The following is a 22,646-nucleotide window of genomic DNA, read 5'->3' on the forward strand; positions in this document are numbered from 1 at the left end:
CTTTCGGGACGTCTGATGTCCCGAAAGTGGCTTTCGCGACACCGAGGCCGGCGTGGGGCAAGCGAGACAACACGCCACCTTTGCCTTACCCCGCAACAGAACAAGAATCGCCACTCGCCACCATGCCGAGCCCGCTCGTCCAACGAGGGCGAACCTTCCGCCGCCAAGCGCGCCCACCAAAGGAAAAGGTCCCGCTTCCGCTCAGCGAAGGCTGGGGGTTCCTGCGAGCAGGAAGCGGGAGTTCAGGGCCGGTACGGGGGCCGCCTCTCGGCGAAAGGCTCAACACGGCTCCGGCCGGACCGGTATTCCGTGAAGGCGAGGGTTGAGGCCCGGGGGCACCATCCGTACCGACACTCTCTACAACGCACCATCGCGGGAAATGTTCCCCGGCACCAAGCCCGAATCGCTGTGACCCGCGTCAACACACGAATGGGCCAAGAAAAAGACCCGTCCCCGCTCTGCGAAGGTCTGGGGGTTACCTGCGAGCGGGGACGGGAGCCAACACTTTTCATAACGCGTCGGTACCCGTAATTGTTCCCGGTGAAGAGCTTACGAAACAGTGACATGCGTCAAGCACGAACAAAAAGACCCGCTCCCGCTCAGCGAAGGCCTGGGGGTTACCTGCGAGCGGAAGCGGGAGCCGAGGTCGATACGGTGGGCCGCCTCTCGGCGAAAGGCACTACATGGCTCCGGCCGGACCGGTATTCCATGAAGGCGAAGGTTGAGGCCCGGGGGCACCATCCGTACCGACACCCTCTACAACGCATCACCGCGGAAAATGTTCCGCGCCAAAACAGTGACGCACGTCAACTGATCGAAGCGGTAACGCTCAACAGGGCGGCGGAACCTGCTCGACCAGTTCCTCCGGTGCCGAAAGCCGCCACGCCTCGTAGACCAATTCGGTCAGCTCGTCCGCCTCGACGCCGTCCAGGTGTACGACCACCCAGCCGAATCCCCCGGCGGTGAATTGCACCTCGAACACGTCCGGACGCTCCGACACCAGAGCCTCCTGTTCGGACAGTGTCTGCTTCAGGCCGACGGTCTGGGTCTTCGGCCAGTAATAGCCGAACCGCTTCCCGCGAACGCTGTACGACTCCCACTCCTTCGCGTCGGAGCGTTCGACGTCGGCGAGCGCTTTCAGTATCCGGTGGAACTCGGCACTCGCCACACTCATCGTGAAACCCCCGGAATCGTCCATGAACCGGGGCACAGTCTAGATGTCCGGCGGAATCCGCCGTTCCGGCTCTCGGGGCGTTCCTGTCGAGAGCGACTTGGCTACGATGCGTGAAGAGATCCACTCGACGCTGGGGAGCTGCGCCATGGACCGTCCGGCCACCGCCGAAGAGCTGTTCGACACCATCGGTTCCGCCTACGAGGACGCGTTCGGCCGCCCGCCGGTGGTCGGCAAGGCGGTGCGGCAGCTGATCGACGCGCTGCCGCCGTCGTCGCGGGTGCTCGACATCGGCAGCGGCACCGGGCATCCGGTCGCCGAGGACCTTTCCGCCGCCGGCCACCGGGTGACCGGGCTCGACGTCTCGTCGGTGATGGTCGACCTCGCCCGTGCGAGGGTCCCCGCGGCCGAGTTCGTCCACGTCGACGTGCGGCGATGGACCTCTCCGCCGGAGTCGTGGGAGGCCGTCTGCGCCTTCTTCCCGTTCCTGCAGATGCCGCGCGCGGACACCGAAAAGGTGCTCGGCGACATCGCGCGCTGGCTGGTGCCGGGCGGCTTCTTCTCGCTGGTGACCGTGCCGTTGGACGCCGAGGACGTACCGGTGGAGTTCTTCGGGCGCACCATCCACGCGACCAGTTTCGCCCCGGACGACCTCGTCCGCCGCGTCGAAGCGGCCGGGCTGGAGGTCACCGGGACGCACTCGGAGATCTTCACCGCGGACGAGCCCGGCACACCGCCGGAGGAGCATCTGCTGATCACCTCCCGTCGCCCGGGCTGATCCCGTGCCCGTCATCAGTGTGATCACGCCGGTACACCGGCCGAGCATGCCGTTCCTGGCCGAGGCCCACGCCTCACTGGCCGCCCAGGAACTCCCGGCAGGCTGGACGTGGGAATGGCTGGTGCAGGAGGACGGCGAGACCGGCCTGCTCGACGCCGCGCTCCCCCGCGACGAGCGGATCCGGCCGGGGACGGGGCGGCCGGGCGGGCCGGGGGTGGCGCGGATGCTGGCGCTCGCCCGGTCTTCCGGGAGCCTGATCAAGGCGCTCGACGCGGACGATCTGCTGGCGCCGGGTGTCCTCGGCCGCGACATCGCCGCGCTCGGGGATCCCGCGATCGGCTGGACCGCTTCCAGTGTGCTCGACCTCTTGCCGGACGGAACGAAGGTCGGCTTCGACAGCGATCCGGCGGAAGGGCCGATCGAACGGGGCGCGATTCTCCGGTACTGGCGGGAAAACGGCTACCTGTCCTCGGTGGTGGCCGGGACACTGTGCATCCGCCGCGGGCTGCTGCTGGAATTGGGCGGGTGGATGGCGCTGCCCGCGTCGGAGGACACCGGGCTGGTGCTCGCCGCGAACGCGTGCGCCGACGGCTATTTCCTGGCGACCTGCGGGATGTACTACCGGAAGTGGCCGGGTCAGGTGACGAAGTCCGCCGCGCACAACGACGACGGCGAGCGCCTCGCGCGGATGAGACTGATCGGGGAACGCGCAGAGATCATGCTGGCTCGGCGGGCTTCGGGCACCTCGTGACCCGCTGACCTCGTCAGAGTTCGATGTGGACGTCCGGCGACGCGGCGACGATGTCGAGCAGAGCTTTCGCGCACAGGTCGCGGGTCTGGTCCCGGGTCAGCCGCCGGTACTTGAGCCAATCGAGACAGACCGCGACGACGAACGCCAGCCAGCCGCGGACGGTCACCCGCAACGTCTCGGGCGGCTCGCCGTCCGGGCACAACACCGCCAGGATCCGGCGGCCCTGCTCGGCGAAGTTCCGGTCGAGGATCCCCTGGACCTCCTCGACCGCGATCGCCGTGCCGGCGTGCAGCGCCCGGTAGCCGTCGTCGTTCGCCTCGACGTAGCGCAGGTAGGCGTCGAGGCCCGCCATCAGCTGCTGGGCGACCGGCAGCGCCGGATCCGTCCTGGTCATGTCGAGCAGGCGTTCGCCCTCGGCCTTGATGACCTCGGTGACGAAATCCTTCTTCGTCGGGAAGTAGTGGTAGAGCAGCCCTCGCGACACCTCGGCGATGTCCGCGACCTGCTCGATCCACACGTCGTCGTACGGCCGGTCCGCGAACAGGCGGGCACCGATCCTCAGCAGCTGTTCCCGCCGCTCGGCGGTGCTCAGCCTGCTGCGGGGCTTCCCTGAAGTACTCGGTGCCATCTCGGCATCGTACTTACTTGACACGGGTTCAGTAACAGGCCACGCTCGCTATTGGATGTCGATTCAACAGTGCTCACCCTGGAGGGGCTCGATGGCCACCGCACTCCCCCATCCCCCGCGCCGGATCCCGCTGATCGGCGACGTGCTCGGCGTTTCGCCGAAGACCCCGGTCCAGGACTCGATGCGGCACGCCGCCGAACTGGGGCCCGTCTTCGAGCGCAAGGTGTTCGGCCGCCGCATCGTGTTCGTCAACGGCGCCGAGATGGTCGCCGACCTCTCCGACGAAAAGCGGTTCGCGAAGCACGTCACGCCCGCGATCTCGAACCTGCGCCCGCTCGGCGGCGACGGGCTGTTCACCGCGCACAACGAGGAGCCGAACTGGCGGCGCGCGCACGAGATCCTCGCGCCCGCGTTCAGCCGCAACGCTATGCAGCGCTACCACCCGACGATGCTGGCGATCACCCACGAACTCCTGGACACCTGGGACGAGGGCGGCGAGGTCGACGTCGCGGACGACATGACGAAGCTGACGCTGGAGACCATCGGGCGGACGGGGTTCGGCTACAGCTTCTCGTCCTTCGAACGCGCCGAACCACATCCGTTCGTCGCCGCGATGGTCCGCACCCTGCGGCACGCGCAGCGGAGGGCGATCCAGCCGCCGGTCATCGGCCCGCTGCTCAGCCGGAAGGCCAACCGGCGCAACGAAGCCGATCTTGCTTTCCTTCACTCCGTCGTCGCCGAGGTCATCGAGGCGCGCCGGGACGATCCGAGTACCGAAGACCTGCTCGGGCTCATGCTGAACACCACGCAACCGAGCACCGGCGAAGCGCTGGACGAGGTCAACATCCGGAACCAGATCATCACTTTCCTGGTGGCGGGCCACGAAACCACGTCGGGCGCGCTGTCGTTCGCCCTGTACTACCTCGCCAGGAACCCGGACGTCCTCGCCCGCGCGCAGTCCGAAGTGGACAAGGTCTGGGGCGAGAACCCCGATCCGTCCTACGAAGAGGTCGCCAAGCTCCGCTACGTCCGGCGGGTCCTCGACGAGGCCCTGCGGCTCTGGCCGACGGCGCCCGCGTTCGCGCGCCAGGCCCAGGTGGACACCGTGGTCGGCGGCGAGTACCCGATGAAGAAGGGACAGTGGGCCCTCGTCCTCATCCCGGCGCTGCACCGTGATCCGGTCTGGGGAGACGACCCCGAGGCGTTCGACCCGGACCGCTTCGCCCCGGATCGCAACCGCGCCCGCCCGGCGCACGTCTACAAGCCTTTCGGCACCGGGGAGCGCGCCTGCATCGGGCGGCAGTTCGCCCTGCACGAGGCGACACTGGTGCTCGGCATGCTGCTGAGCCGGTACGACCTGCGCGGAGATCCGTCGTACCGGTTGAAGGTGCAGGAACTGCTGACGCTGAAGCCGGAGGGCTTCAAGCTGGACGTCTCGCTCCGCGACCGCGCGACGGTGGGGGTCACCGCCTAAGGCTTGAGCAGCCCGTCGCAGAGGGCGTCCACCAGAGAGCGGGAAACGCTCGCCCCCGTCAGGGCGCGGTAGACGATCGGGCCGACGACGGCGTCGATCGTGGTGTCGAGGTCGAGCGCGGACGAGACCTCGCCCGCCTCGATTCCGCGCGCGAGCAGGTCACGCTCCAGCTCTCGGCGCGGACCGAGGTAACGGTCATGGAGGCTCCTGGCCGTTTCGGGGTTGTGCTGTGCTTCGGCGATGAGCGCGAGCAGGACCTTGCCCGCCGGGTCGCGGGTCACGAACCGCGCGTAGCCGCGGAAGTAACCGCGGATGGCGTCCACGGTGGACTTCTCCGACGGGACGGCGAAGCGCTTCTCGCTGTCTTCGATGAGCGTGTCGAGAAGGATCTCGACCTTCGAGGGCCACCACCGGTAGATCGTCTGCTTGGCGACGCCCGCCGTGCGCGCGATCGCCTCGATGGTCAGCTTGGCGAAACCGTGCTCGACGAGCAGATCGTCGGCGGCGTGGAGCACGGCGAGGCGGGCCGCTTCGTCGCGCTGGTTGCCGGAGCGCGCCCTGCGGGGCTGCGAATTCGCGGCGGGCATGCCGACCACAGTACCGCTCAGCGCGGACGCACCCGGCCGCCAGGTGCCGTGCTACTGTCTAGACGCAACGTCGCGTCTAGACAAAGTCCGATCACCAAGGAGTTTTTGTGTCCGACACCTCTGATCGCCACGCCCTCGTCCTCGGCGCCTCCCGTGGCCTGGGGCTGGTCCTCGCCGAGGAGCTCACCCGGCGCGGCCGTCGGGTCATCGCCACGACGCGCCGGAACGGCGGCGAGTTGCAGGCGAAGGCCGACGCCTCGAACGGGCGCCTGCGCGTCGAAACGCTGGAGATGACCAGTGACGATCAGCTGGCGGCCTTGCGCGAGCGTCTCGACGGCACCGAGCTCGACCTGTTGTTCGTCAACGCCGCGATCGATCGCGGGAACCTGCCGCTCACCGAGGTCTCCACCGAGACGTTCGCCGAGGTGATGATCACCAACGCGCTGAGCCCGCTGCGTGCCCTCGAAGCCCTCCGCGACCTGGTCGTGCCTGGTGGCACAGCCGCGATCATGTCCTCCAGGCAGGGAAGCATCGAGCTGAACACCAGGCCCGGCTTCGAGCTGTACAAGGCCAGCAAGGCCGCGCTCAACCAGCTGATGCGCAGTTACGCCACCAGGTACGCCGACGACGGGCAGACCAAGCTCCTCATCCACCCCGGCCACAACCAGACGCCGCTCGGTGGCCCCGGCGCGCCGCTCACCGCCGAGGAGAGCATGCCCGCCGTCGTCGACGTCCTCGAAGCACAGGCGGGCGCGCCGGGGCTCCAGTTCCTCGATCTCCACGGGAAGGTGGTGCCTTGGTAGGAGCCGGTCACATCTCCCCTCCGGGATCCGTCAGTGCGGTGGAAGCAAGACGGAAACCCTGAAGGAGAACGAAGGATGGAAACCCGGATCCCGAACCCCGCGATGGCGAACCCCGCCACGCTGAAGGCCCTGATCGCGCTGGCGGAGTCGACCGGCGACACCGGCGTCCCGAAAACCACGCACTACCTCATGCACGTCCGCGCGAGCCAGATCAACGGCTGCAGCGGCTGCCTGGAGATGCACACCAAGGAACTGCGCAAGGCGGGCGAGCCGGACGAGCGGATCTTCACCGTCGCCGCGTGGCGTGACACGGCGTACTTCACCGACGCAGAACGGGCGGCGCTCGCGCTGGCCGAGGCGCTCACCCGGATCGCGGACCGGGCCGACCCGGTCGACGACGAGGTCTGGGGCGAGGCGGCCCGTCACTACGACGAAAGGCAGCTTTCGAGCCTGGTCCTCTCGATCGCCGCCATCAACACCTGGAACCGGTTGAACGTCGCCACGCGGCAGGTGGCCGGCGCCTAGCGAGCCTGCCGTAGTTCCACACAGCACTCGGCCGCGCCGGGAACGAGGGCCGCTTCCACGTTCCCGGCGCGCACGCCGGCCAGGAAACCGGACAGGAACGCCTGGTTGATCCCGCAGACCAGCTCCGGAGCCTCGGCGGCCAGCGGGTGGAACGGGCAGTTCCGCAGCCGGACGCAGGTCGCGGTGTCCCGGCTCGGCTCGAAGCCATACCGGCGAAGCACCCCTTCTGCCACGGTGAGTGCCCGTTCCACGCCGAGCCTGCCCGGCCGGGTTCGCGCGCGTTCCTCTTCGCCCGCCGCGAACCCGCGTTCCCCCGCGACCCGCCGTACGGCGTCCCGCGCGGTCTCGCCCGTCCCGTCGGCGAGCACGGCCTCGGCGAGGATGCCCGCCAGGACTTCGTGCCTTCGGGCGGGGATCTGCACCTGGATGGCCTCTTCGACCGGTTCGTAGACCTTGGGCCTGCGCCCGACCTTCACCACCGGGCCTGCGGCGAAGCCGAATCTGAGCAGCCCGGCCGCGACGAGCTTGTCGAGATGGAACGCGGCGAGCTTGCGGGAGATCCCGACCGCGGCCGCCGCTTCGTCCCGCGTCACCGGGCGCCGCGCTTGCCGGGCGTAGGCGTACATGCCGCGGCGGAGGTCGTCGTCGAGCGCCGCCACCGCGGCGATGGAAGGGCCGTCGAAGCCGTCCGGGCCGGACACTGTCACGTACACCACGATATCGCCCATCTCAACCGGCGGAACATTCTGAACTGCGGATCTACCATGTAGGCTGAACCGGCGGGTGCTAAAAAGCCCAAAAAACTTAGTCGAATAGCTCTGGGGATCGCGGTCAGCCTAGGAGGCCTCATGTCCACTTCCGCCTTGCGTGTCGTGCACGAAACCGGGCCTGGACCGGACCTGGAGGCCGCCGAAGCGGCGGCCGCGAACCTTCTCACCGCGCTGGGCATCTCGCTGGACTCCGAGAGCCTCCGCGGCACCCCCGGCCGGATGGCGCGCGCGTACGCCGAGCTGTTCACCCCGCGATCGTTCGACCTCACGACCTTCCCCAACGACGAGGGCTACGACGAACTCGTCCTCGCCAGGGGCATCCCGGTCCGGTCCGTCTGCGAGCACCACCTGCTGCCGTTCGTCGGGGTCGCGCACGTCGGTTACCTGCCCGGCGAACGGATCCTCGGCCTGTCCAAGCTGGCCAGGATCGTCGAGCACTTCGCCTGCCGTCCGCAGGTTCAGGAACGGCTCACGAAGCAGGTCGCCGACTGGCTCGACGAGCAGCTCCAGCCGCGCGGGGTCGGCGTCGTGATCGAGGCCGAGCATTCGTGCATGACCCTGCGCGGTGTCCAGGCCGTCGGTTCGAGCACCGTCACCTCCACCCTGCTCGGCACGCTGCGCGAGGACGCCCGTTCACGCCAGGAGTTCTTCGCCCTCACCGGCATCAACGGCTGACAGCGGGTTCCTCCGCGTAGGCCGCGGAAATGACGGCGCGGTCGAATACCCGCCAGGTGACCGCGGAAACGATCATCGCCACCACGAAGCCCACCCAATACGGCGTCGTCAGGCCGAATTCGGACGCCACCACACCGCCGAGCAGCGCGCCGAAGCAGGTCCCGCCCGCGATGATGAACAGGCTGGTGCTGCCGACCCGGCCGAGCATCTCCGGCGGAGTGAGCCGCTGGCGCAGGGAGCTGGCGACAATGCCCCACAGCGCGCCGTGCACCCCGAACAGGAACAACACCACCCCGACCACCGTCGCGCTCGTGCTCGTCGCCAGCACCAGGTGCGTCCCGGCCTCGATCAGCAGGCCGATCCGCAACGTCCAGGTCGGTGTGCACCAGGCGATCAGCCGGTCGCCCGCGATCGAGCCGAGCAGGCCACCCACCGCCATGCAGGTGAAAAGCAAGCCGTAGCCGACGGCCCCCAGGTCGAGCCGTTCCTTCGCCAGCAGGACCAGCACCGAGGTGGCCGCGACGAGTGTCAGGTTCAGCAGGCCGATCAGCCCGACCATGGTCCGCAGCAGCCGCTGGCCCGCGAGCCAGCGGAACCCTTCGGCCGCCTCCGACCGGATCGAGCGCCGCTGCACCGGCTCGCCGTCGGGCCGGGACCGGTAGGCACCTCCGATCAGCCCGAGCAGCAGGGCGCTGACGGCGTACGTGCCGGCGTTGACGAAGAACGGGATGCTCGCCGCGAGGCCGAACAGAAGACCGCTCAACGGCCCGGAGAGCATGCCGTGGGACAGCGTCGTCCCGGCGTACAACCGGCCGTTCGCCCGCTCCAGCAACGCCTTCGGGACGATCGTCGGCAGCAGCGCCCCGCCCGCAGTCCGGAACACGACCTCGCCCGCATTGATCACGAAGAGGACGGCGTACAGCAAGGCGACGCTGACGTTGCCCGTCGTGATCGCGACGGCCAGCAGCGCGACCGCGGGTACGCGGATCCAGTCGAGGGCGATCATCAGTTTCCGCCGGTCCACCCTGTCGACCAGCACTCCGCCCGGCAATGCGAAAAGCAGCCAGGGCAGCCACGCCACCGCGAACCCGCCGGACACGACGAGCGGGTCTTCGGTGCGGGAGGCGATCAGCAGCGGTGCCGCCACCGTCGCGAGCCCACTGCCCAACGCGGAGGTCGTGCTCGCCGCCCAGATCTTCGCGTACCTGCTGTCGAGCTTCTCCCCAGCCATGAGATCCAACGTAGCGATCGGTGACCGAGCGGATGCGGAGTTTCACCCAGAGCTGAGAGGGGCCCTCTAGACTGCCCTTCCGTTCGGCCTTGGGAGGGGAGCACGGATGGTGCTGGTGCGCGACGTCGATCCGTCGATTCTGCTGGTGGGCAAGGCGCCCGGGGAAAAGCTGGGACACTACCTGCCCAGGGACATCGACAAGCCGCTCATCACGGCGCTCACGACCGTGCGGTTCACGCTTATCGTCCACGAGGTCTACTCGGGTGCGAGGCGATCGGCTTGGGAAGCCCTGACCGTGGCATACGCCAGAGCGGAACTGATCGCCGACCCGGAGATCATCGATCCCACGATGGAGCCAGGCAGTGGCGCGGCGATCATGTGGCTCGATCGGCGACTGCCCAAGACCCTCGGACACGACCCCAGCGCGGTGATCAAGTGGATGCAGAAGGATCGCGAACGTCGGATTCTGGGCCTCGTCGACGCGAGCCGGTACGAACATCCGGAACTGCGCGCGACAATCGACGGCCTTCAGCCCACGGTCCTCCGCATCGGCCCGGATCTCTCCGAACAGGAACAGTCGAGGGCCGCGGCGATGTTCCCGGGAGCGGGACCCATCCGCACGATCGACGAGCTTGACGCTGTGCGAAGCCCTGTCACCTACAACATCCGGACTCCAGACCCGTTCGCCGCGCACGTCGCCGATTACCGGCCCGACACCGACGACGGCGTCGACCGTCTCGGCATCGGCACCGACGTCCGCATGCTCGCCGACCTGGTGGTCTCGCGGATGATCACCCCTCCCCTGTCGATCGGCCTGTTCGGCAGCTGGGGTTCCGGCAAGAGCTTCTTCATGCGCCAGATGCAACTGCGCGTCCGCGACCTCGCGGATTCCGCGCACGAGGCCGAGATCGCGGCCGACGAGCACGGGAAGTCCGTGTCGTCCTACTGTTCCAGCGTCCGCCAGATCAGCTTCAACGCCTGGCACTACAGCGAAGCGAACCTTCTCGCCAGCCTCGCCACCCACATCTTCGACAACCTCGCCGCGAGCGGTGCCGAGAACGACCTTCAGCGCCAGGCCGACGCGCTCGCGGAACGCCGCAAGACCGAGAAGACCCTCCTCGGCAGGCTCAGCGCGGTCCGCCTCGAACGCAGAACCCTGACAGCGCGACAGAAACAAGCGAACCGCAGGAGGCGTAAGCCGCGTGAGTACGTCCGCGCGGTCTTCGACAGCCTCACCGAAACGGACAAGGCGTGGATCGCGTCCAGGCTCGGTGTCGACCGGCCGACGGCCGAAGATCTCGAACGACTGGCGCAGGAGACCGGCGGATTGCGTTCGGACGTCGCCGAATTCTGGCGGCGGCTGCGCCAGGACCCGGTTCCCCTGCTGGTCCTGATCGGCGGGCTGGTGACGGTCCTGGTCGTCACGCTGCTCGTCGGCCGGTCGCAGGTCTCCGGCGTGCTCGGCGGGCTCACCCTGGTGAGTTCCGCGCTGACCGTGGTCCTGCGGATGCGCGCCAGCGCGGGCCGGATCCACGAGGCGCTCGACAAACTCGGCGGCCCGTCCGACGAGGACGAGGAGACCGAGCGGCGTCTGGCCGAACTGGACGCCGAATCCGACCGGCTCGAAAAGGCCGTCACCGAGCTCGCGCCGGGGCTGGACCTCGTGTCGTTCGCCGAGTCCCGGGTTTCGGACTACGTCGAACATCTGGGCGTGGTCTCGTTGCTGCGCAAGGATCTCGAAACGTTCGCGACCATGCTCGCCGAGGTGCCGCACGGTTCCGGGAAGATCGAACGGACCGTCCTCTACATCGACGACCTCGACCGCTGCCCGCCCAAGGTCGTCGTCCAGGTCCTGGAAGCCATCCATCTCCTGCTGGCGCTCCCGGTGTTCGTCGTCGTGGTGGGCGTCGACCCGCGGTGGCTCAAGAAGGCCGTCGAGCAGCACTACGAGCAGATGCTCGGCGACGACCCGGAAACCTTCGCCGAGAACTACCTCGAGAAGATCTTCCAGGTGCCGTTCACGTTGTCCCCCATGGACGATCCAGGGTTCGCGGGGCTCGTGCGCGGGCTCGCCGCCAGTGAGATTCAGGACGCCGCACCGGAGCCCGCGCCCGCCCGGACGGATCAGGCCACCGGCGACCGCGCTCCGGTCGCGGTGGAGCCTCCTCGTCGCGAGGAAGCACCGCCACCGTCGTCCGGACAGTCCACAATAGACCTTCGACCTCCTAGACTGGTGATCTCGCCGGCGGAACTGGATTTCCTGCCGACGCTGGCCCCGCTCATCCGCTCCCCGCGGGCCGCGAAAAGGCTCCTGAACCTGTATCGCCTCCTGCGGGCTCGCCTCGCCGGAGAGGATCTGGCCGAATTCCTCGCCGACGGCAGCCGCGAGGCGCCGTTCCGCGCGGTGATGGTGCTGCTGTCCGTGCTGGTCGGGTATCCGGAGGCGGTCTCCTGGTTCTTCGCCGTCCTCGAAGGGGCAGACCCCGACGACAACGCGCTCGACGTCGTGTCGGGACTGAACGACCACGAACTACGGCCGAAGCTCGAACGCGGCCTGTCCGGCGGATCGTGGCCGGAGCGGGCCGCGTCCTATCAGCGCTGGCTGCCGTTGGTGAACCGGTTCTCGTTCGCCCGCGACGACTGATTCCGCGACCGCTCGATGTCGGGCCCCCGATAGAGCCGCTCCGGGATCTTCGCCAGCGTCGACGGGTGGACCTGCGGGCCGAGGCCGTAGAGCTTCTGGAAGCTCATGATCAGCGGCCGCCAGCGATCGGGGTCGATCCGGTCGTCGGTGCCCGGCATCCGCACGTCGTCGTGGACGTGGACGCGCTGCACGCGGACCTCGAACACGAGGATCCCGCCGCGTTGCGCCGCGTCGTCCTCGGCGAGGGGGTGCACGGCCTCGACGACGGCCTCCATCGTCACCGGACATTCCGCGACCCGCGGCGGCGCGACCGTTTCCGACGCGACGGGAGTGAGCCCGGCTTTGCCGAACTTGTCCGCTTCGTACCGATAACCCCGCTCGTACTTGCGGTCCGGGACGGGGTCCGAGCCGGTGGTCAGCGCCAGCCTGTCGACGGCGGCCGCCATGGCGTCGGAAGGGAGATTCAGAACACATTCACGGTTGCGCATGAGATTCTGCGCGGTCTTGGATTTCGCGCCCAGTCCGAGCATGCCGCGCCACCCGAGCCAAAACGCCGATGACATCGGAGCGAGGTTCGGGGTACCCGCCTGGTCGACCGTCGAGAGGAGCACCACAGGGGTGCCGAAGTAGAGAATTCCGGGCTCGATACGGGTGTGCGCGGCCTCGGCCGCCGAGGTGGTAACTGTCACGTTCGCCAGCTTCGCCGGGTCTCGCCCGAGAGGCTGGCGTGAATCGGACGTCGCGATCAACGCTTTCGTCAGACGGCTTCCCGCCGCCCGAGCGCTTACCCTTTCCGAAGTGGTTCCCTTGGGCGAGCGCGAACCCGCGATCGTTCGGAGTATTGCGTTCGGCCGATTGCTGGTAAGTTCGCCGAACTCGAACGACGAAGGAGGCGCCGGCAGCTGCCCGGTCAACACCCGAACGCGCGTGGTGAGGCGAATCGCATGCGAGACGATGTGGTCCAGGCGAGCTCGATTCTCGGGCATGCTCCCGGCCAGGTTTGGGAAGTCATCGGCGATCCCGAGTCCTACTCGAGGTTCGTCGCGGAGGTCAGCTGGTGCGAGATCCAGCAGCCCGCCGAACGCGGACGCGGTCCGAAGTGCCTTGTCCGGCTGGAACCGCGGCCGGGCACGCTGGTCGTCGGCGACATCGAGGCCCGGGTCTGGCGGCCGGGTGAGCACGTCGTCTGGTGCGGCGTCGAGGACGACGGGAACTGGGTCTCGATCGAGCTGCGGCAGACCCCCGAGGGCGGCACGGAACTCCTCGCGCAGCTGATGCTCCCGGCGAAGCATTCGCATCTGGTGTCCGCCTCGTCGTTCAAACGCGGCGTCCGCGCGATGGCCAGGCGGATCGATCTGCACCTTTCGGGGCGGGCGGCGTCACCCCAGGAGGAACCGGCGCCCACCAAGGCGACCACGCTGCACACGGCGAGCACGCTGATCAAGGCCGGGGTGATCGCGGCCGCGCGGCCGGACAAGATCGCCCGTCAGCTGACCTCGCTGTCGCAATGGGGTGCCACCGTCGCGGGCGGCTACGGTGCCAACGCCGCCCGGGTGCCCGACGACGTCGCGCTGCACGACGAACGCAACGTCCGGACGTTCAAGCAGACGGCGGATCGCAGCAACCAGCTCGCGAACGCGCTCGCGGCGCGCGGGGTCCGCTCCCGCGACCGGATCGCCCTGTTGTGCCGCAACCACGCCACGATGGTCGAGGCGCTCATCGCGTGCAGCAAGCTCGGCGTGGACGCGATCCTGCTCAACACCGGGCTTTCCGCCGGCGCCGTCGCGGACGTCGTCGGCCTGCACAAACCGGTCGCGGTGCTCGCCGACGACGAGTTCTCACAGGTCATCGCGGGGATCCCCGGCGACTTCCTGAGGCTGTCCACGTGGCCGGAAACCGAGAACGGCTACCCGACGGTCGACCAGCTGATCGCCGGGGTGCCCGCCACCAAACTCAAACCGGCGGACCGGATCGGCAGGCTCGTCGTCCTCACTTCGGGTACCACGGGCACCCCCAAGGGCGCACGTCGTCCGACGCCGAAGGGCCTCGCGACGTCGGCCGCCATGCTGGACCGCATCCCGCTCCACAGCGGAGACCGTTTCGTGGTGGCCGCGCCCCTGTTCCACAGCTGGGGGCTGGCCGGGATGCAGATCGGGATGGCCGTCCGCGCGTCGTTGTCGCTGATCCGCCGCTTCGACGCCGAAGAGATCCTGAGGACCATCGCCGAACACCGCTGCGGCGTGCTGTTCGCCGTCCCCATCATGTTGCAGCGCATCCTCGATCTGCCCGAACGGATCCGCACCCGGTACGACTTGTCGTCGCTGCGGATCGTCGCCAGCAGCGGATCCGCGTTGCCGGGGACGATCGTCACCGAGTTCATGGACACTTTCGGCGATGTGCTCTACAACTTCTACGGCTCCACTGAGGTTTCCTGGGCCAGCATCGCCACCCCCGAAGACCTCCGCGCCGCGCCGACCACCGCCGGCCGCTGCCCGCCCGGCACCCGCGTCGCCATCCTCGACGACGACCACAACCGGGTCCCGCCGGGCTGGGAAGGACAGATCTTCGTCGGCAACGACATGCTGTTCGAGGGCTACACCGACGGCGCCAGCGTGCCGCGCGCGGAAGAGCTGATGGCGACCGGCGACGTCGGCTACCAGGACGCCTCGGGGCGCCTCTTCGTCACCGGCCGGGCGGACGAGATGATCGTGTCCGGCGGGGAGAACGTGTCCCCTCGCCCGGTCGAGGAAGCCATCGTCGCGCTGCCCGGCGTCCACGAAGCTGCCGTGATCGGTGTGCCGGATCGCGAGTTCGGGCAACGGTTCGCGGCGTACATCGTCCCGAAACGGGGTGCCCGGATGAGCGCGGAGGACGTCCGCGCGTACATCCACCGGCGGCTGGCCCGCTTCGCGGTGCCGCGGGACGTGTACTTCGTGGAGGAGCTGCCGCGCAACGCGACCGGGAAGGTGCTCAAACGGTTGCTGAAGGACGAGACCTGGCCGATCGACCAGTAGCGTCCTTTGTGGACTCAGCCCGCGGGAACCGGCGAAACCGAGGAGATGCAGTACTTGTCGCCCGCCTCCCGCCGGACCTCCATCGTCCCGCTGAACTCCGACTCGTAGTTCAGCGTTCCGGACATCGTCACCACGATCAGGTCCGGACTCGCCTCACGCGGGTCTTTCGCGGTGAGCGACGCGTTGCGGTCGCCGTACTCCTTCGCCGCCTGACGGACCTTGTCCTTGGCGTCCGCGCAAGCCGACTCGGCGGCCTTGTCGGGCTCGTCGCCGAACACCGCGAGCATGAACTTGCCCGCCAGCACCGGCCCCCAGTCGAGGCTCAGCGGGGTCTGCGGCGCGCTCGCGGTCTTGGAGGACTTGCTGTCGCTCAACAGGAAACCGGGTGCCACGAACGCGAGGATCACGAAGACGACCACCACGAGCGCGGCACCGCCGCCGATCAGCCCGATCAACAGGCCGTTGCCCTTCTTCGGCGGCTGCTGACCGGGGAACTGCGGCGCGCCGTAGCCCGGTGGCGGGTAACCCTGCTGGGGGTACTGCTGCTGCGGGTACTGCTGGGGTGGCGGTTGCTGGGGGTAGCCCTGCTGCGGTTGACCCTGGCCCCACTGCGGTCCTTGCGGTCCCTGTGGATACGACATCGATGATTCCTTCCCCGAGCAACCTGTGCGCCGGAAATCTACCGTCCCCTTCGGACAGTCGAAAACCAGCTCCACGCACGGAGGTCTTCGTCATGACCAACCCAACACGCCGCTCAACCTCCATGGTCACTACACCTAGCGCAAGGAAGGGGACCTTTATGTACTGGGGCAGGGTGCGAGGGTAGTGAAGGCCTCCTTCACTACCCTCAAGGTAGGCAAGGAGGCCTTCACGGACCGGACCCATACGCGGCCGCGACGACGAGAGTCCCCGTCTGCCCGCCTTTCTCCTCGAAAAGCGCCATGTCCACTCTCGACGGTCTTTAGAATCGGGCCATGAGACGGCTGGCGGTGGTGGTCTTCAACGGGGCGTCACTCGGTGCGATGTCCTTCGCGTTCGGGGTGTTCGAAATGGCCTCGGCCTTCGGGGAGCTGCCCGACCTCGAACTCAAGGTCGTCGGCGGCGAACCGGACGCCGCCCTGCGGGGTGGCGGCCTGACCGTCCCGGTCCCCGAAGACCTCGACACCGTCCGGGACGCGGACCTGGTGCTGGTCCCGAACTGGCGATCGCCGATGGAGGATCCGCCGGAAGCGGCGTTGGAGGCGCTCCGCACGGCCCATGACCGGGGTGCCCGGGTGGCCGGACTGTGCAGCGGCGCCTTCGTGCTCGCCGCCGCCGGGCTGCTCGACGGGCGCCCCGCGACCACGCACTGGGCGATGGCGCCGCTGCTCGCCGCCCGGTTCCCCGCCGTCCGGCTCGACGAATCGGTGCTCTACATCGACGACGGCGACATCCTGACCGCGGGCGGCGGCGCCGCGGGGATGGACCTCGGCCTGCACCTCATCCGCTCATGGTGCGGCGCTGAGGTGGCGAACCGGCTGGCGAAGGGCATGGTCGTGCCGCCGCACCGGCCCGGCGGGCAGGCCCAGTACATCGAATCGCCGATGCCGGAACTCGACGAGGGCGACCCGGTGTCGGAGACGATGGCCTGGGCACTCACCCGGCTCGACACCGCGCTCCCGGTCGAGGAGCTCGCCAGGCGGGCGCATATGAGCAGGCGCAACTACGACCGCCGGTTCCGCGAGATCACCGGCGCCGCGCCCGGTACGTGGCTCACTCACCAGCGGGTCATCCGCGCGCAGCAGCTGCTCGAATCCACCGACCTGCCGGTCGACGAGATCGCCAGGTACTGCGGGTTCTCCTCCTCCGCCGCGCTCCGGCCGCACTTCCGGCGGCAGGTCGGGGTGACCCCGGTGGCCTACCGGGAGACGTTCGGGACCAGGCTGGGCGTCCTCGAACCGATGATGTCCTGAACGGACTGTCTCAAAACCGACCCCCGTTGGCGAAAACACCGCTCACGGCCGGGCACCGCGGCGGGCCACGATCAACGGCATGACCGAAAACAGCCGTTCCTTCCTCAACCGCCGGTCCATGCTCACCCTCGGCGCGGGTGCCGCGGCCGCGTTGGTCGCCTCGGGCGGCATCGCCGAGGCAGCCCAGGCGGGTCAGCCCGGCACTCCCGGCGACGCGGAACTCGCCCGGTCCCTGCCCGGCGGGTTCCGCAGCGAGTACGCCCAGGTCAACGGCGTCCGGCTGCACTACGTCGCCGGCGGCCGGGGCGAACCGCTGATCCTGGTGCCGGGCTGGCCGGAGACCTGGTGGCAGTACCGCCGGATCATGCCGACGCTGGCGAAGCGGTACCGCGTGATCGCCGTCGACCTGCGGGGCATGGGCGGATCGGGCAAGCCGCAAGGCGGCTACGACAAGAAGACGATGGCTCGCGACATCTTCGAGCTCGTCCGGTCGCTGGGCTACCGCAAGGCGCACATCGCCGGGCACGACATCGGCGCCATGGTCGCGTTCAGCTTCGCCGCCAACCACCCCGACGCGACCAAGACCGTCACGCTCATGGACGTCTCGCATCCCGACGAAAGCCTGTACCAGATCCCGATGCTGGCCCCGCCCGGACAGCCGGTGAACGTCTGGTGGTTCGCCTTCAACCAGGTCGCCACACTGCCCGAACAGCTGCTGGCCGGCCGCTCGCGCTTCCTCATCGACTGGATGCTCGATCACCTGACGGCCGATCCGGCCTCGGTCGGCGACCGGGACCGGGCGATCTACGCCGCCGCGTACGACCGTCCGGACGCGATCCGCGCCGGGAACGGCTACTACCAAGCGTTCGGCAAGGACATCGAGGACCAGAAGGCCTACGGGAAGATCACCGCGCCGATGCTGGGGCTGGGTTCGGAGTTCAACTACGACTACCTCGCCGCGGTCCTGCCGTCCAAGGCCACCGACGTGCGGGTGCGGAAGATCTCCGGTTCCGGCCACTTCGTCGCCGAAGAGCAGCCGAAGACGGTCATCGACGAACTGCAAGCCTTCCTCGGGTGAGGCCTATACCCCGAACGGGTCAACGGCGCGCTCCGAACGGCTCAATTCACTCGGTCAGGTGAAAGACGCGGCCAGGCGTCATTCTCGCGACGGGACCCCCTCTTCTCTGGTGTGTCGGTACCGGCCGGGCAGCCCCCCGAACGGCCGGTACCGACATGGAAGTACCGATCAGGAAGTACCGCTCAACCGATCCACCAGCGGGCCTTGTAGATCCACGCGCCGTGCAGCGCCAGCTCGGCGCGTGGAAAGGCCAGCCGGACGGTGTCCGTGCACCAGGTGCACAGGTGCCCGTCCTGGATCGAAGCCGTCAGGATCTGTCCGGTCCGCGGGTTCGTCGAGACACTCTTCACGTGCGGCCGGTCGATCTCCCGTGCGCCCGCGAAGCGCTGGGTGAACCCGCCGCTCGTCTTCGAGAACTGGTAGACGCCCGCTTCCGTGGTCACCCACAGCAGGTCCGGCCGGTGCGGGACCGGCTGGAGGTCGTGCCCGCCCTTGCTCGGCACCGGTACGCGCCGTTGCTCGGTGATCACCGGCGCGGCGGGGGTGCCGCCGACGCTCACCGCGACCAGGGCGTCGGTGCCCAGCGCCCACAACACGTTCCGGCCCGCGTCCCATACGACGCCGTGCGCCCCCACCAGCGGGTACTCGGCGTAGGTCGTCGAGCGCTGTCCCTGCGAAGCGGCGTAGATCCGCACCCAGCCACCGGTGCTGGCCGCCACCGCGACGTTGCCGTCCGGCAGCAGCTCGATGCTGTGAGGGTTGGCGGGCCCTCCTACGTTGGCGGCCCAGTACGCCCGGTCCCCCGCCGGGTACGGCACGACGGCCGCGAAGCCGCCCGAGGCCGAGGTGAGCAGGTACTTCTCGCCCTGTCGTTCGGCGAGCTTCGCGTCGCTCGGGTTGCTCCACGATCCGGCGAGGTCCGCGAGCCCGTTGGCGGCGTTCGGCGCCCACGACCAGCTCACCTTCCGGTCCTGCCAGGAGGCCCGGTCGGCGGGCAGGACCAGGATCCGCTTCGACGCCTGCTCGGTGATGACGATCGAACCGCGATCGCGTGCGGCCGCGTCCGCCACCGCCGGCGCGGACGCCGCGACCGAAAGGCCCACGACGGCCAGCGCCGTCAAGGAATTCCTCATGATCTTCATACGGAGACTGAATCCGGCCAGGATGACGGGCGGGTGGCGGCGATCGGAAACGTGGGTGTCGACGAGATGACCCCGGTGACCACGCCGAACAGCAGCAGGACACTGGTCAGCGCGCAGCCCGCCCAGATCCACATCGGACGGTCGGTCTTGCGGGCGATGCGTGCCCCCAATGTGGCATTGGGGACGCTCAATGTCCCCAATGCCACATTGGGGGCGGGAGAGCCGACCACTCGCGAGGGGGAGGCGGAAGGGTCGGTCAGAGGGTCGCCTCGGACCTCCTCAGCAGGACGTCGCCGACCTGACGCCGGGCCGTCATCGGCATCGGGCGGCCGTATCCGAGGCGCACCACCGCGTGGGGACGGCCGAGGTCGGCGAAGATCCGGTCCATCGCGATCCGCGTCTCCGGGGTTTCGAACGGCCTGCCGACGAACGACGTCGCCAGGCCTGCCGCCGTCGCGGTCAGCAGGACCCGTTGCAGCACCATCCCGGCCCGAAGGTCGGCGGTGGGGCCGTCGTCCGCGGTCAGGATCGCACCGAGCACCGGCTCACCGCCTTCCGTGGCGGCCGAGAAGAAGGACTCCTGCGCGGGGATCCCGTGTGGTGACGGCGGTTTCGTCGGCGCCGGGACGCCGTCCGGGGCGTTGGCCACGCGCCGGGTCCACAGCGCGACCTCGGCCTGGAACGCGCCGTTGCGCGCCTGCGCGGCTTCGGCCCGGTGCAGCACGCGCGCGACAGCGTTCGCCCGATCGCCTCGGCCGAACAGCTCCAGCAGCCCGCCTTCCACCAGCGCGGCCGCCCGCAACGTCGTCCGTGCCCACGCGGGCACCGGCCGGTCGAGGAACGGGCGGCGGTTCGTGTGACGACGGAAGACGGCTTCGGCCAGTTTCCGCTCCTCGGGTGAGGAGAACCGGTCGCCGTCGACCAGGAGTTCGGCGAGCAGGCCGGGCTCGTTTGGCGACGGCAGCGTCCGGAGCGAGAGCGTCTTCCCGTTGGAGCGCAAGGAGACGACCAGGTTGAAGATCGCGGCACCGCAGGAAAGACGCGCCTCTCGGGCCTCCGGGTCCGCGAGCCGGAGCACCCGCGCGCGGTCGAGCCACACCTCGATCCGGTCCCGGTCGGCGACGAATCGCCAAGGCTGGGTGTTGAGCGGGGACGGCGCGCGGACGGCGGCCGCGACCGCCTGGTCGACATGGTTCGGCAACGGGATCTTCATCGTGGGCTCCGATGGAAGGGGATTGATCCACCTTCGGCCGGGGTATCCGGCGACCGCAGCGGCCGCCGGTCACGAATCCCGGGGACTTTCGCCCCCGATTCCAGGGAGCGAGGACTTAGGACCCTGTGCCGTGAACGGCCGCGATGGGAGTCTCGATGACCGGAACGGAGCCGACGATGACGGACAAATGGACCATTGACGTTTCCCTGCGCCACGAGCAGTACCGGGTACGCGCGGAGGCGTTGCTCCGTCTGGAAGACGGTGGTGAGTTCGTCGGTGTCGGACTGGCGGAAGCCGGGCTGAGAGAAAGTTCGAACTCCCAGATCGGCGCCTATCTCGCGGTGACGCGGGCGCTTTCGGATCTCACCGCGGAGCTGCTGGAGACCGTCGCCTCCGACGTCGCCCGCTCGATCGAGGCCGGCGGGCTCCTCGCCGGGCAGTCGGCGAACTGACCGCGGTCAGCGCAAGGGGGCGGACCACTCGACCCTGGTACCACCCTCTTCCCGTGTCTCCACCAGGAACGTCCCGCCCGCCTTTTCCGCGCGGTCACGGAGATTCCGCAACCCGCCGACCGTGCCGGGCGCGCCGACGATCCCGCCGCCGTCGTCGGTGACCACGATCCGCAGGACGTCCTCCTTCACGGTGACGCTCACCGAAACACCGCTCGCACCCGCGTGCCGGACGACGTTGCCGACCGTCTCCCGCACCACGGCTTCGGCATTTTCGGCGAACAGGAAGGGAATCGAGTCGAGCGGTCCGGACAGGCTGACCGTCGGGTGGATCGAGGTCTCGTCGGTGAGTTCGGTGATCGAGTCGTAGAGGCGATGCCGCAGCCGCACCCCTTGCTGGCCGGCCGCGCCGCCGTGGAGGTCGAAGATCGCCGTGCGGATCTCGTGCACGATCTCGTGCATCTGGTCGATGCTGTCGCCGATCCTCCGCCGCAGTTCCGGCGAGTGCGTACGGCGGTGCGTGCTCTGCATGGCGAGACCGACCGCGAACAACCGCTGGATCACGTGGTCGTGCAGATCCCGCGCGATCCGGTCCCGATCGGCGAGCACGTCGAGTTCCCTTGCCGTGCGCTGCTGCGCGGCCAGCTGGAGCGCGAGCGCGGCCTGGTCGGCGAACGAGGCCACCACCGGCAGCTGGGCGAGCTCGAACGGGACCGCGTCCGGGTTCCGCACCGCCATCAGCACGCCGGACGTGCGTTCCCGTGCCCGGAGCGGCACGACGAGCGTCGGGCCGAAGCTCAGTTCTCCCTCGGGACCGAGCACCAGTTCCGGCACACTGCGCGGGGTCCGGTCGCGATAGACCGCCCCCGGCAACGAAGCGGCGACGCTGATCCGCACCCCGGTCAGTTCCGCCGCCCGCGCGCCCGCGCAGACGGCGATGGTGAGCTCGTCGGCCTCCTCCTCGCCGTCCGGGCTGACGTCGAGCCTGCCAGAACCGGGCAGTGCCAGCAAAGTGAGGTCGGAGCCGGTCAGTTCCAGTGCCCGGCTGGCGATCAGGTTGAGCGCCTCGACGGGGTCGGTGCCGCCCAGCAGTTCCGTGGTCACCTCACTGGTGGCGGCCTGCCACTGCTGGCGGATCCGCGCCTGCTCGTAGAGATGGGCGTTCTCGATCGCGATCCCGGCCGCGGCGGCGAGCGCCTGGACGACCACTTCGTCGTCGTCGGTGAAACTCTCACCACGTTTTTCGGTCAGATAGAGATTCCCGAACACTTCGTCGCGTACCCGGACCGGTACTCCGAGGAAGGACCGCATCGGCGGATGGCACGGCGGGAATCCGACCGACGCGGGATGCCGCGAGATGTCGGCCAGGCGCACCGGTTTCGCCTCGTCGATGACGAAACCCAGCAGTCCGTGGCCTTTCGGGAGATGCCCGATCTGTCGCTCGGTCTCGCCGTCGATACCGAGATAGACGAATTCGGCGAGCGAACCGTCGTCCGCGATCACCCCGAGCGCACCGTAGGTGGCCTCACCGAGGTCTATCGCGGCCTCCACGATCCGACGCAGTGTCGCGTCCAGTTCCAGGCCCGACGCGACGGCCAGCACCGCTTCGAGCAGGCCGTCCATCTTGTCTCGGGTGCCGATGAGCCGTTCGATGCGGTCCTGGAGATCCCGCAGCACCTCGCGAACGCGCAGCTGGGAAAGCGCGCCGGTGATCCGGTCGTCGCTTCCGCCGAGCCGGTCCTGACCCGACATCCTGCCGTG

General features: G+C 68.9%; 22 protein-coding genes. 11 read left to right on the plus strand and 11 right to left on the minus strand.

Annotated elements, in window-relative coordinates; genetic code table 11:
• Window positions 1-829: 829 nt before the first annotated feature.
• Entirely contained in the window at window positions 830-1,174 is a 345-nt protein-coding gene (locus ACFWMR_RS26350) for an MmcQ/YjbR family DNA-binding protein (protein ID WP_378380283.1), read from the minus strand.
• Between the two features lie 145 nt (window positions 1,175-1,319).
• On the opposite strand from ACFWMR_RS26350, the gene ACFWMR_RS26355 reads away from it, so the two are divergent.
• Together ACFWMR_RS26355 and ACFWMR_RS26360 are read left to right on the plus strand one after the other, a co-directional pair.
• Complete coding sequence (locus ACFWMR_RS26355) at window positions 1,320-1,949, plus strand: class I SAM-dependent DNA methyltransferase (RefSeq protein WP_378276145.1); 630 nt, start codon at window positions 1,320-1,322, stop codon at window positions 1,947-1,949.
• Between the two features lie 4 nt (window positions 1,950-1,953).
• Window positions 1,954-2,700, plus strand: coding sequence for a glycosyltransferase (locus tag ACFWMR_RS26360; RefSeq protein WP_378380284.1), 747 nt, complete (start codon window positions 1,954-1,956; stop codon window positions 2,698-2,700).
• Window positions 2,701-2,713: 13 nt separating this feature from the next.
• Here ACFWMR_RS26360 and ACFWMR_RS26365 read toward each other — a convergent pair whose 3' ends face one another.
• Window positions 2,714-3,328: a TetR/AcrR family transcriptional regulator gene (locus tag ACFWMR_RS26365; protein WP_378276147.1), complete on the minus strand. Its 615-nt coding sequence runs from the start codon at window positions 3,326-3,328 to the stop codon at window positions 2,714-2,716.
• A gap of 91 nt (window positions 3,329-3,419) precedes the next feature.
• Here ACFWMR_RS26365 and ACFWMR_RS26370 point away from each other — a divergent pair, with 91 nt between their 5' ends.
• Window positions 3,420-4,802 carry a cytochrome P450 gene (locus tag ACFWMR_RS26370; protein ID WP_378380285.1) on the plus strand — a complete coding sequence of 461 codons (1,383 nt, stop codon included), beginning with the start codon at window positions 3,420-3,422 and terminating at the stop codon, window positions 4,800-4,802.
• Here the strand turns inward: ACFWMR_RS26370 and ACFWMR_RS26375 are convergent.
• Window positions 4,799-5,389: a TetR/AcrR family transcriptional regulator gene (locus ACFWMR_RS26375; protein ID WP_378380286.1), complete on the minus strand. Its 591-nt coding sequence runs from the start codon at window positions 5,387-5,389 to the stop codon at window positions 4,799-4,801. The genes ACFWMR_RS26370 and ACFWMR_RS26375 overlap by 4 nt on opposite strands.
• A 107-nt stretch (window positions 5,390-5,496) precedes the next feature.
• Between ACFWMR_RS26375 and ACFWMR_RS26380 the strand changes: the two genes are divergently transcribed.
• Together ACFWMR_RS26380 and ACFWMR_RS26385 are read left to right on the plus strand one after the other, a co-directional pair.
• Window positions 5,497-6,192 (plus strand): SDR family NAD(P)-dependent oxidoreductase, encoded by a 696-nt coding sequence (locus ACFWMR_RS26380; RefSeq protein ID WP_378380287.1) that lies wholly within the window; start codon window positions 5,497-5,499, stop codon window positions 6,190-6,192.
• A 75-nt stretch (window positions 6,193-6,267) separates the two neighbouring features.
• Entirely contained in the window at window positions 6,268-6,717 is a 450-nt protein-coding gene (locus ACFWMR_RS26385; RefSeq protein WP_378380288.1) for a carboxymuconolactone decarboxylase family protein, read from the plus strand.
• On the opposite strand, the gene ACFWMR_RS26390 is transcribed toward ACFWMR_RS26385, so the two are convergent.
• Window positions 6,714-7,445, minus strand: a complete 732-nt coding sequence (locus tag ACFWMR_RS26390) for a helix-turn-helix transcriptional regulator (RefSeq protein ID WP_378380289.1) — start codon at window positions 7,443-7,445, stop codon at window positions 6,714-6,716. The two genes, ACFWMR_RS26385 and ACFWMR_RS26390, sit on opposite strands and share 4 nt — an antisense overlap.
• Window positions 7,446-7,565: 120 nt before the next feature.
• Between ACFWMR_RS26390 and folE the strand changes: the two genes are divergently transcribed.
• Window positions 7,566-8,162, plus strand: a complete 597-nt coding sequence (gene folE / locus ACFWMR_RS26395) for a GTP cyclohydrolase I FolE (RefSeq protein ID WP_378380291.1) — start codon at window positions 7,566-7,568, stop codon at window positions 8,160-8,162.
• Here folE and ACFWMR_RS26400 read toward each other — a convergent pair.
• Window positions 8,152-9,393, minus strand: coding sequence for an MFS transporter (locus ACFWMR_RS26400; RefSeq protein WP_378380293.1), 1,242 nt, complete (start codon window positions 9,391-9,393; stop codon window positions 8,152-8,154). The two genes, folE and ACFWMR_RS26400, sit on opposite strands and share 11 nt — an antisense overlap.
• Window positions 9,394-9,499: 106 nt before the next feature.
• On the opposite strand from ACFWMR_RS26400, the gene ACFWMR_RS26405 reads away from it, so the two are divergent.
• Complete coding sequence (locus tag ACFWMR_RS26405; RefSeq protein WP_378380294.1) at window positions 9,500-12,037, plus strand: P-loop NTPase fold protein; 2,538 nt, start codon at window positions 9,500-9,502, stop codon at window positions 12,035-12,037.
• Here the strand turns inward: ACFWMR_RS26405 and ACFWMR_RS26410 are convergent.
• Window positions 11,986-12,726, minus strand: a complete 741-nt coding sequence (locus ACFWMR_RS26410) for a flavin reductase family protein (protein ID WP_378380295.1) — start codon at window positions 12,724-12,726, stop codon at window positions 11,986-11,988. The two genes, ACFWMR_RS26405 and ACFWMR_RS26410, sit on opposite strands and share 52 nt — an antisense overlap.
• Window positions 12,727-12,981: 255 nt before the next feature.
• On the opposite strand from ACFWMR_RS26410, the gene ACFWMR_RS26415 reads away from it, so the two are divergent.
• A complete protein-coding gene (locus ACFWMR_RS26415) occupies window positions 12,982-15,051 on the plus strand; it encodes an AMP-binding protein (protein WP_378380296.1) in 2,070 nt (689 codons plus the stop codon).
• Window positions 15,052-15,065: 14 nt separating this feature from the next.
• Here the strand turns inward: ACFWMR_RS26415 and ACFWMR_RS26420 are convergent, their stop codons facing one another.
• Window positions 15,066-15,692, minus strand: coding sequence for a hypothetical protein (locus tag ACFWMR_RS26420; RefSeq protein ID WP_378380297.1), 627 nt, complete (start codon window positions 15,690-15,692; stop codon window positions 15,066-15,068).
• A gap of 333 nt (window positions 15,693-16,025) precedes the next feature.
• Here ACFWMR_RS26420 and ACFWMR_RS26425 point away from each other — a divergent pair, with 333 nt between their 5' ends.
• Together ACFWMR_RS26425 and ACFWMR_RS26430 are read left to right on the plus strand one after the other, a co-directional pair.
• Entirely contained in the window at window positions 16,026-17,003 is a 978-nt protein-coding gene (locus tag ACFWMR_RS26425; RefSeq protein ID WP_378380298.1) for a GlxA family transcriptional regulator, read from the plus strand.
• Window positions 17,004-17,082: 79 nt separating this feature from the next.
• Complete coding sequence (locus ACFWMR_RS26430; RefSeq protein ID WP_378276157.1) at window positions 17,083-18,081, plus strand: alpha/beta fold hydrolase; 999 nt, start codon at window positions 17,083-17,085, stop codon at window positions 18,079-18,081.
• Window positions 18,082-18,263: 182 nt separating this feature from the next.
• On the opposite strand, the gene ACFWMR_RS26435 is transcribed toward ACFWMR_RS26430, so the two are convergent.
• From ACFWMR_RS26435 to ACFWMR_RS26445, 3 genes are all read right to left on the minus strand, one after another.
• The gene (locus ACFWMR_RS26435; RefSeq protein ID WP_378380299.1) at window positions 18,264-19,223 is read right to left on the minus strand and encodes a DUF6528 family protein; all 960 of its coding nucleotides are present in this window, start codon (window positions 19,221-19,223) and stop codon (window positions 18,264-18,266) included.
• A complete protein-coding gene (locus ACFWMR_RS26440; RefSeq protein ID WP_378380300.1) occupies window positions 19,220-19,393 on the minus strand; it encodes a hypothetical protein in 174 nt (57 codons plus the stop codon). The genes ACFWMR_RS26435 and ACFWMR_RS26440 overlap by 4 nt, the downstream gene beginning before the upstream one ends.
• An 86-nt stretch (window positions 19,394-19,479) precedes the next feature.
• Window positions 19,480-20,436: an Acg family FMN-binding oxidoreductase gene (locus ACFWMR_RS26445; protein ID WP_378380301.1), complete on the minus strand. Its 957-nt coding sequence runs from the start codon at window positions 20,434-20,436 to the stop codon at window positions 19,480-19,482.
• Between the two features lie 155 nt (window positions 20,437-20,591).
• On the opposite strand from ACFWMR_RS26445, the gene ACFWMR_RS26450 reads away from it, so the two are divergent.
• The gene (locus ACFWMR_RS26450; protein WP_093935826.1) at window positions 20,592-20,888 is read left to right on the plus strand and encodes a dsRBD fold-containing protein; all 297 of its coding nucleotides are present in this window, start codon (window positions 20,592-20,594) and stop codon (window positions 20,886-20,888) included.
• 6 nt (window positions 20,889-20,894) lie between these two features.
• Here the strand turns inward: ACFWMR_RS26450 and ACFWMR_RS26455 are convergent, their stop codons facing one another.
• Window positions 20,895-22,637, minus strand: a complete 1,743-nt coding sequence (locus tag ACFWMR_RS26455) for a sensor histidine kinase (protein WP_378380302.1) — start codon at window positions 22,635-22,637, stop codon at window positions 20,895-20,897.
• Window positions 22,638-22,646: the final 9 nt, after the last annotated feature.

The sequence above is a fragment of the Amycolatopsis thailandensis genome (assembly GCF_042723255.1).
Lineage (GTDB): Bacteria > Actinomycetota > Actinomycetes > Mycobacteriales > Pseudonocardiaceae > Amycolatopsis > Amycolatopsis thailandensis.